The following is a 7,881-nucleotide window of genomic DNA, read 5'->3' on the forward strand; positions in this document are numbered from 1 at the left end:
CATCCAATGACCGCCAAAGACACCAGTCACAAATCATTGCAGAACACCAACTACCTAGATCAGATGCCCTCCAACGCCTCCCAGGATGCCGGTGTCCAGTTCGACGCCTTCGCCGCCCAGCAATCGAACGGTCGCCTGCCCTCCGAGAACCCCGTCCGACCTGCCTGAATGTGGCTGACTCCACGCGGAAACGCAAACGGTCTGGTGGGTCGTTGCTCCTTCGTCCGGCACCTACCACTTCTCCCACAATGGCTATACCAGTAACAGGCGGCGTTTCGCATGGCAGGTCTGCCTGCTGTTCACACGTGAACGTCCCGGCCCCCGCCTCAGGGGCGAGAACCGGGACGCAGTGTGGCCGTGATCAGTCCGCGGCGCGGACGGCGGGCATGGCCAGGTGCACCGGTCCGGCGCCGGATCCGCTCTTGCAGGAGTCGTGGCAGTCCTTCTCCAGGCTGCAGCACAGCGAGCAGATCGCACCCTGGTGGAAGGGGCAGTTCGCCATGTCGGGCCGCTCGAAGTCCGTCGCGCACACCGAGCAGGTCAGCGTGGCTGCCGACGGCAGTCCGTCGGAGTCGAGCAGCGACTCGTCGAGGTCGTCGGTGCGGGCGATGTAGTACTTGCCCTTGGTCAGCACCGCGAACAGCGGGGAGAGCGCCATGGCCAGGAACAGGGCGATGAAGGGGGAGTACGCCTTGCCGTAGTCGCCGAACGCCTCGAAGTAGGCGGCGATGGAGACCGCGGACGCGATGAGCATCGAGCCGAAGCCGACCGGGTTGAAGTTGTACAGGTGGGCGCGCTTGAACTCGATGTAGGAGGGGCTGAGCTTGAGCGGCTTGTTGATGACCAGGTCGGCGACGACCGCGCCGATCCAGGCGATGGCCACGTTGGAATAGAAGCCCAGGACCGTGTTGAGGAAGCCGAAGACGCCGCCTTCCATCAGGGCCAGCGCGATGCCGACGTTGAGGAAGATGTAGACGACACGGCCCGGGTGACGGTGGGTGAGGCGGGAGAAGAAGTTCGACCAGGACAGCGAGCCGGAGTAGGCGTTCGTCGAGTTGATCTTTATCTGGGACAGGATGACGAAGAAGGTGGCCAGTCCCAGGGCGACGGGTGCGGCGAAGGTCTTGAAACCGTGCACGTACTGCTGGATGGGCTCATTGGCCTTGGAAAGGCCCACGCTGCCAGCGATGTAGAAGGCCAGGAACGCGCCGCCGATCTGCTTGGCCGCGCCGAGGACGACCCAGCCGGGGCCGGCGGAGAGCACCGCACCCCACCACTTCTTCGCGTTCTGCGGTGTCTTGTCGGGCATGAAGCGCAGGTAGTCGACCTGCTCGCCGATCTGCGCGATCAGCGAAAGGGCCACGCCGGCGCCGGCGCCGACACCGAGCATGCTGAGGCTGGAGCCGGTCGGCGAGTTGCCGGCGAAGTGGGTGAACTCCGAGAACTTGCCCGGCTCCTGGATGGCGATGGACACGAACGGCGCGACCATCAGCACCAGCCAGACCGGCTGGGTCCACACCTGCATCTTCGACAGCGCCGTCATGCCGTAGATCACCAGCGGCAGGATGATCAGCGAACAGATCAGGTAGCCGACGGCGAGCGGGATGTGCAGGCCCAGCTCCAGCGCCTGGGCCATGATCGAGCCCTCGAGGGCGAAGAAGATGAAGGTGAAGCTGGCGTAGATGACCGAGGTGAGCGTCGAGCCGAGATAGCCGAAGCCCGCACCCCGGGTCAGCAGGTCCATGTCGATGGAGTACTTCGCCGAGTAGTACGAGATCGGGATGCCGGTGAGGAAGATGACCACTGCCGCGGCGAGGATGGCCACCATGGCGCTGGAGAAGCCATTGGAGATGGCGATCGAGCCGCCGATGGCGAAGTCCGCGAGGTAGGCGATGCCGCCCAGGGCCGTGGTGGCCACGACGTAGGGGGTCCAGCGGCGGAAGGACTTGGGCGCGTAGCGCAGCGAGTAGTCCTCCAGCGTGTCGTTCTTGGCCCAGTCGTTGTACGTGCGGCCTGCGGCGCCGGGAGCCTCGGCGGACGTGTCCGCCACCGTCGGCGGTGGCGTGGGCGCCTGGTTGTCGACGATCTCCGTCACGGCTGTTCCCTCTTCCTGAGCGGAGCCCCGGACACCCCGGGGCAGTGCACGGAAGATTCCAGCCACATTGTTTCTTGGCCGTTTCGGCGCCTTTAAAAGGAAGTTCCTTGGTTATCTCTTTGGCGACGCGCGTAGAATCGTGCGCAGAATAACTGAGGAATTACTGCTTCGACCGGCCTGAAGCCCTTCCGGTCTGCCCATTCGAAAAACCCATTCAGCGTCGGCGCGGACGCTGAAAGCGTTTCGGAATTCCGATGAAATCCACAGCCTCTCGGGAGCCGGCAGACGGGGCTGGAGAGTGTCCGGTTCCGGAATTGCATGCGGACCGAAGGGACGATCAGCTGGACAGCACCTACGGCATCCCCACCGATCGATGAGGCTGCCTAAAGGTTCCCCTAGAAAGTATTCCTGTGGCGGGGTACTGTCAACGGGTCGGCGGGAGAAGCCTGCTGCCGGCCCGCTGACCAGCACGAGGCGGACAGGGGTGTCAGAGTTGGGCGACGACGTGGAAGTCGAAGGCGTCCGCCCGCGCCAGGTAGAGCGGCTGCCGGAGGTGGTTGCCGCGCAGCCGCAGCAGTCCGCGCGGGCCCTCGTAGGCCACTCCCGCCCCGGCGTCCGCGGCGCTGCGCATCGCGCGCACGTCCAGGAACCCGGCCCGCTGCGCCAGGGCGGCCAGCAGCCGCAGCCCTTCGAAGCAGGATTCCCCGAGGCTTCCGGCGACCGGCGCCTCCGCACCGAACCGGTGCGTGTAGCGGCGGCCGAAGTCCAGGCTCTCCGCGGTCGCCAGCGCGTCGAAGAAGCCGGCCGCGACCCACAGTCCCTCGGTGGCGTCGGCGCCCGCGGCCAGCAGCATGTTCTCGTCCAGGTGTGTGCTCAGCCGCTGGCAGCGCTGGTGCAGTCCGTACGCGGAGAAGGCCCGGCTGAAGCGCACCGCGTCGTCCCCGACCAGCAGCATCAGAACCGCGTCCGCCTCGCACCGCTCGATGCGGCGCAGCGCCGGGCCGAAGTCCTCGGCTCCCAGCGGTACGAAGACCTCGTCGTGGACCCGGCCGCCCAGGGCGCGGGCGTACCGGCGTGCGGCCCGGGCCGTCGCTCGCGGCCAGACGTAGTCGTTGCCCACCGTGCACCAGCGCCGCACCCCGGTGGCCTCGGCCAGCAGCCGCATCGCCGGCAGCAGCTGCTCCGTGTCGGCCTCCCCGGTCAGGAACACCCCAGGGGTACGTTCGCCGCCCTCGTACTGTGCCGTATAGACGTACGGGACGCGGCCGGCGATGCGCGGCGCCAGCGTCCTGCGCACCGCCGAGATGTGCCAGCCCACCACCGCGTCCACGGCGCCCAGCGACACCAGCGCCTCGACCTCGGCCGCCACGCGCTCCGGCGGCGCCCCGCCGTCCACCACGACGAGACGGACTTCGCGGCCCAGGATGCCGCCCGCGGTGTTCAGCTCCTCCGCGGCGAGCTGAGCCGACAGCTCGCACGACGGGCCGAAGAGGCCCGCCGGGCCCTGCAACGGCACGACCAGCGCCACGGTCACCGTCTCACCCGCGATGCGCGGACGCGTCGGCCGCATCGGAGCCATGAGACCAACCTCCGTGAGGGCATGGGGGGACGCAGCTCCTGGTCCCGGCCCCGGCACCCTCGCAGAGGCTCGTAATGTTCCCGCACAGTAGACCTACCGGAAGGACACCGGCAATGCCGTCCGAACCGTCACCGGACCTCGCTCACCTCCTCAGCCACGCCGAGCGGCGCCTGATCCGGCGGCTGACGGTGCTGCTGGCCGAGGAAGGCTGCTCCATCGAGCAGTGGCGCGTGCTGTCCCTCACCGCCGACGGCAAGGGCCACCCGATGACCGAGATCGCCGACCACGCGCTCATGCCGGCCCCCAGCCTCACCAAGCTCGTGGACCGCATGGTCGCCGACAACCTCGTCTACCGCCGCGCGGATCCCGGCGACCGCCGCCGCGTCCTGCTCTACCTCTCCGCCCGTGGCCGTATCCTCCACGACCGCGCCGCCCACCGCGTCCACGCCGAGCAGGCCCGCCTCCTCGCCGCCATCGACGACCAAGGCTCACTCGCCACGGCCCTGTCCCTGCTCGCCTCGGCCCTGGATCAACAGCCCGGGCCCCGGACCGGTGCGGCAAGCCCCCACTGATCCTCCTGGTCTCCACCGGCAGCCGTGACCGCCAGATGTTCGACCGGCGTTGCCGGCAGGGCGTCGCCGGCCAGCGGACCCGCTCGGTGCGCTTGACAGCCGCGCCTGCCTCGACAGGCGAAGGGCTCCCACGAGTCACGTCCTCGCGGGAGCCCTTCGTATTACCGCCTGCAAGTGAAGGCTGAGAAGACGATCACGAGCAGGACGTCTGTACAGACGCTGTTATGGCGTCACGGCGCGAGCAGCAGGCCGTCGCCGCGCTCCTTGGCGGCGGCGTAACGCTTGGCGACGTCCTGCCAGTTCACGACGGCCCACATGGCGTCGATGAAGTCGACCTTCTGGTTCTTGTACTGGAGGTAGAAGGCGTGCTCCCAGGCGTCGAAGACCAGGATCGGGGTGGAGCCCTGGCCGAGGTTGCCCTGGTGGTCGTAGACCTGCTCGACGATCAGCCGGCCGCTCAGCGGCTCGTACGCCAGCACGCCCCAGCCCGAACCCTGGGTGGTCGCGGCGGCCTTGGTGAGCTGAGCCTTGAAGCCCGCGAAGGAGCCGAAGGACTCGGCGATCGCGTCCGCGAGCTCGCCAACGCCGTCCTTCTCCAGCGGCTCGCCGCCGCCGTCGCCGGTCATGTTGTGCCAGTAGATGGAGTGCAGGATGTGCCCGGAGAGGTGGAAGGCCAGGTTCTTCTCCAGGCCGTTGATCGAGCCCCACTGCTCCTTGTCACGGGCCTCCGCGAGCTGCTCCAGCGTGTCGTTCGCGCCCTTCACGTACGCCGCGTGGTGCTTGTCGTGGTGCAGCTCGATGATCTGCGGATTGATGACCGGTTCGAGCGCCGCGTAGTCGTAGGGAAGCTCCGGGAGCGTGTAAACCGCCATGTCCAACGTCCTCCGACCTAATTGCAATTGATGTGCAGTTGCACGCATGCAGCAGAAGTGGCCGGTGGTCGATCAGGCGTTGGTCCTGGCCGAGGCCCAACTGCAGGTGCTGCGAGAAGGCACCAGACGCAGGGGAGGCCACGTAGGCGAGGCAACGGCACCTCGCCTACGCCGACTTGGACCATTATTAGACTCAGACCGCATCGTGGTCGCAAGCCGCCAGGGCGAGCCTTCCCCCGCAGAAACGTGGCTGCCCGCAGCCTGTAGGAGGGCCGGCAGTTCAGGCTCTGCAGAACCAGATGCGTGTCAGTACTTGGTACACGTCACCGTCACGCCACCGTAGGGGAACGACAGGTATTTTGCGCCGTAGATCCATCCCCAGTCGGTGTAGTACCAGACGCTGCCAGCGGTGTTGGTGTACTTGCACATCACGGACACCCACGCGCTGCCCACGGCGTAACTGTCGCACGCACCGTAGGGTCCATCGTGGGAGATGGGGTTGTTCTGCGTGTGAGCCCATTGGTTGTGGCCGAACTGTGCTGGTGTCCAGCAGTCGGCTGCGGCGGCGGAAGGCGCGGTAGCGACACCTCCGGCGAAGAGCCCGGAGGCCGCAGCGAGCATTGCGGCGACGCGTCCTAATTGAGACATACGGTGAAAGACCTTTCTCCTAAGGATGTCAGCGGCCGCGTATGCCGGCTGGGTGCCGAGGCACAACATCAGTGCGAAGAAGCGCCCACGCTTGCGGCGGTCCCGCGCAGGTTCATTAACGCTTGGCTGACCGGGCTGCTCCGAGCTTGCTGGTGAGGATCAAAGGGGGCAACAGTGGCGGGGCGTCCCGGACAGTCCGCTGCTGTCCGACCTGGTCAGGCGGGTGTCCGGGTTTGCGGCAGAGCTGGTTTACGGGCTGAAAATGACCGTTGCTGCGTGAGGTGCCTCCGACAAAGATGTCGGGCATGGGGGATCAGATGGACAGGGTGCTGCAGGAAGTCGGGGACGCTGCGGAATTCGTTGCTCTGCTGCGGCGGCTGAAGGAGCAGTCGGGGCTCTCTTATCGTCAGTTGGAAGAGCGTGCGGCCGAGCGCGGTGAGGTGCTGCCGCGCAGCACTCTGGCCGACGTGCTGCGCCACGATGCTCTACCGCGACTGGAGATGTTGGAGGCGTTCCTCCGTGCCTGTGGGGAGGAACGGAACACCGAGTCATGGGCGCAGGCTCGGCAGCGGATCGCCGCGACAGGTGTGAGTCCCCGCACCGAGAAGAAAAATGGCGAAGGCCCTGGAGATAGCCTGGCTCACGGGCGACTTGGTGACTCGCCGTTGCCCGAGGCCGAGCCACTGCCCGCCCCGGCCCGGCAGGCTCGTGACCGCCAGGAGAGCTGGTCTGTGCGAACCGGCGGGCCTTGGCCGTCACGTCTCGACTTCCGGCTGTTCGGCTCACGGAAACGGTTGCTCGGTGCGGCCCTCATATCGGTGGTCCTGGTGGGCGGCGGGTACTTCATGCTGGCGGTCGTGGACGACGACAAGGAGGACCTGCCGTCACCAACGGCGGGCACATACCGGATCCGCTCGCTGATGTCGTCGCTGTGCCTGTCCGAACGCGACGGTGAGGAGAGGGGATACGTTTCCCAGGCGGACTGCGGCAACAGCCTGACCTACGCCCTGGAGGAGAAGGGGAACGGGGTGTACCGGATCCGTTCCCTGCACCCGGTCTTCGGCTACGGCTGTCTAGGCGTGGAGGCCGGCAGCAGGAACGGGGGTGCGCGGATTCAGCACGACTACTGTGGGCACCGCGGCGCCTCCGAGCAGTTCCGCCTGAAGCAAGCTCGAGCCGGCGGCTACCGTCTGGTGCTGCTGCACACCAACGCCTGCGTCTCGGTGCCCAGCGGTACCAAGGCCATCGGGGCCCCGCTCTTGCAGCTAGCCTGCGGCTCCGGCAACACAGGGCAGGTCTTCCGTCTCGACCCGGTGCCTTCACCGAGCGCGATACCCGACATCATCAGCAACGAGTAGTTGCAGTGAGATGGAGTTCGGCAGTGCGAAAAAGGCACCACGCCCGCGCTGCTCACCCCGGGAACGCGGGTGCTCGGTTGCGATTTCTCGGACCCACGACAGCGTGATCATCTGAGGGATAACACCCCGTCTCAGTCGTCCGGAGCCGGACCTCTTACAACGGCTAACACAATGAGCCGAGTTGTCGGTGAGCGATCAGGCAGCAGGCGAGTTTGAGGAACGCTTCGTGCATGTCCGCCCGAAGTTCCCACCGGATCCGCAGGCGCGGAAAGCCGTGCAGCCACGCAAAACTCCGCTCGATCACCCAGCGGTAGGTACCCAGCCCGGTGCCATGTCGGGTACCACGGCGAGCGATGGCCGGCACGATGCCGCGCTCGCGGACCTGTGAGTCTGGCTTGCGGCGTGGACGGCCCACTCGGCCGCGTACGGGCGGGATCGCGTCGAGCAAGGGCATGAGCTGGGTGACGTCGTTGCGGTTGCCGTTGGTCAGCAGGACCGCGAGCGGGGTGCCGTCTCCGTCGGTGATCAGGTGGCGCTTCGAGCCGGCCCGGCCCCGGTGGACCGGCGACGGGCCAGTGCGGCTCCCCCTTTTAACGCCCGGACGTGGGAGGAGTCGACCACACAGCGGGACCAGTCGAGCTTTGCCGCTGCGTTCAGCTCAGCTAGTGCCGCATCAGGCAACGTTCGCCCTGTTCACCACGTCACGGAGGCGGTCGTCGGCAGCATGCTTGTTGCGCCAGATGATGTAGCGGCGGAT

7 protein-coding genes and 2 pseudogenes are annotated in these 7,881 nt (G+C 67.0%); 3 read left to right on the forward strand and 6 right to left on the reverse strand.

The genetic code is table 11. The features are described 5' to 3' along the window. Positions 1-6 precede the first annotated feature (6 nt). Positions 7-168 (forward strand): hypothetical protein, encoded by a 162-nt coding sequence (locus tag ACFYRY_RS26070; protein ID WP_389150213.1) that lies wholly within the window; start codon positions 7-9, stop codon positions 166-168. Between the two features lie 193 nt (positions 169-361). On the opposite strand, the gene ACFYRY_RS26075 is transcribed toward ACFYRY_RS26070, so the two are convergent. Together ACFYRY_RS26075 and ACFYRY_RS26080 are read right to left on the reverse strand one after the other, a co-directional pair. Then, positions 362-2,095 carry a purine-cytosine permease family protein gene (locus tag ACFYRY_RS26075; protein ID WP_389150216.1) on the reverse strand — a complete coding sequence of 578 codons (1,734 nt, stop codon included), beginning with the start codon at positions 2,093-2,095 and terminating at the stop codon, positions 362-364. A 487-nt stretch (positions 2,096-2,582) separates the two neighbouring features. Beyond that, complete coding sequence (locus ACFYRY_RS26080; protein WP_389150307.1) at positions 2,583-3,665, reverse strand: substrate-binding domain-containing protein; 1,083 nt, start codon at positions 3,663-3,665, stop codon at positions 2,583-2,585. 122 nt (positions 3,666-3,787) lie between these two features. Here ACFYRY_RS26080 and ACFYRY_RS26085 point away from each other — a divergent pair, with 122 nt between their 5' ends. Further along, on the forward strand, positions 3,788-4,246 hold the full coding sequence (locus tag ACFYRY_RS26085) for a MarR family winged helix-turn-helix transcriptional regulator (RefSeq protein ID WP_389150218.1): 459 nt from the start codon (positions 3,788-3,790) through the stop codon (positions 4,244-4,246). 230 nt (positions 4,247-4,476) lie between these two features. Here the strand turns inward: ACFYRY_RS26085 and ACFYRY_RS26090 are convergent, their stop codons facing one another. Together ACFYRY_RS26090 and ACFYRY_RS26095 are read right to left on the reverse strand one after the other, a co-directional pair. Next, entirely contained in the window at positions 4,477-5,118 is a 642-nt protein-coding gene (locus tag ACFYRY_RS26090) for a superoxide dismutase (protein ID WP_389150221.1), read from the reverse strand. Between the two features lie 306 nt (positions 5,119-5,424). Continuing rightward, positions 5,425-5,739, reverse strand: a complete 315-nt coding sequence (locus ACFYRY_RS26095; RefSeq protein WP_389150224.1) for a hypothetical protein — start codon at positions 5,737-5,739, stop codon at positions 5,425-5,427. A gap of 332 nt (positions 5,740-6,071) precedes the next feature. Here ACFYRY_RS26095 and ACFYRY_RS26100 point away from each other — a divergent pair, with 332 nt between their 5' ends. After that, positions 6,072-7,124, forward strand: coding sequence for an RICIN domain-containing protein (locus ACFYRY_RS26100; RefSeq protein ID WP_389150227.1), 1,053 nt, complete (start codon positions 6,072-6,074; stop codon positions 7,122-7,124). A 163-nt stretch (positions 7,125-7,287) separates the two neighbouring features. Here ACFYRY_RS26100 and ACFYRY_RS26105 read toward each other — a convergent pair. Together ACFYRY_RS26105 and ACFYRY_RS26110 are read right to left on the reverse strand one after the other, a co-directional pair. Further along, a pseudogene (locus tag ACFYRY_RS26105) lies at positions 7,288-7,805 on the reverse strand (transposase); the annotation flags it as partial. After that, positions 7,798-7,881, reverse strand: a pseudogene (locus ACFYRY_RS26110) (transposase); the annotation flags it as partial. The pseudogenes ACFYRY_RS26105 and ACFYRY_RS26110, both read right to left, overlap by 8 nt.

This window comes from Streptomyces sp. NPDC005263 (assembly GCF_042872365.1).
In the GTDB taxonomy this organism is placed as follows: domain Bacteria; phylum Actinomycetota; class Actinomycetes; order Streptomycetales; family Streptomycetaceae; genus Streptomyces.

What these genes read in the sequence shown, in the direction of transcription:
- ACFYRY_RS26070 (WP_389150213.1), top strand. Translation starts at nt 7, where the DNA reads ATGACCGCCAAAGACACCAGTCACAAATCATTGCAGAACACCAACTAC.
- ACFYRY_RS26080 (WP_389150307.1), bottom strand. Translation starts at nt 3,665, where the DNA reads ATGCGGCCGACGCGTCCGCGCATCGCGGGTGAGACGGTGACCGTGGCG.
- ACFYRY_RS26085 (WP_389150218.1), top strand. Translation starts at nt 3,788, where the DNA reads ATGCCGTCCGAACCGTCACCGGACCTCGCTCACCTCCTCAGCCACGCC.
- ACFYRY_RS26090 (WP_389150221.1), bottom strand. Translation starts at nt 5,118, where the DNA reads ATGGCGGTTTACACGCTCCCGGAGCTTCCCTACGACTACGCGGCGCTC.
- ACFYRY_RS26095 (WP_389150224.1), bottom strand. Translation starts at nt 5,739, where the DNA reads ATGCTCGCTGCGGCCTCCGGGCTCTTCGCCGGAGGTGTCGCTACCGCG.
- ACFYRY_RS26100 (WP_389150227.1), top strand. Translation starts at nt 6,072, where the DNA reads ATGGGGGATCAGATGGACAGGGTGCTGCAGGAAGTCGGGGACGCTGCG.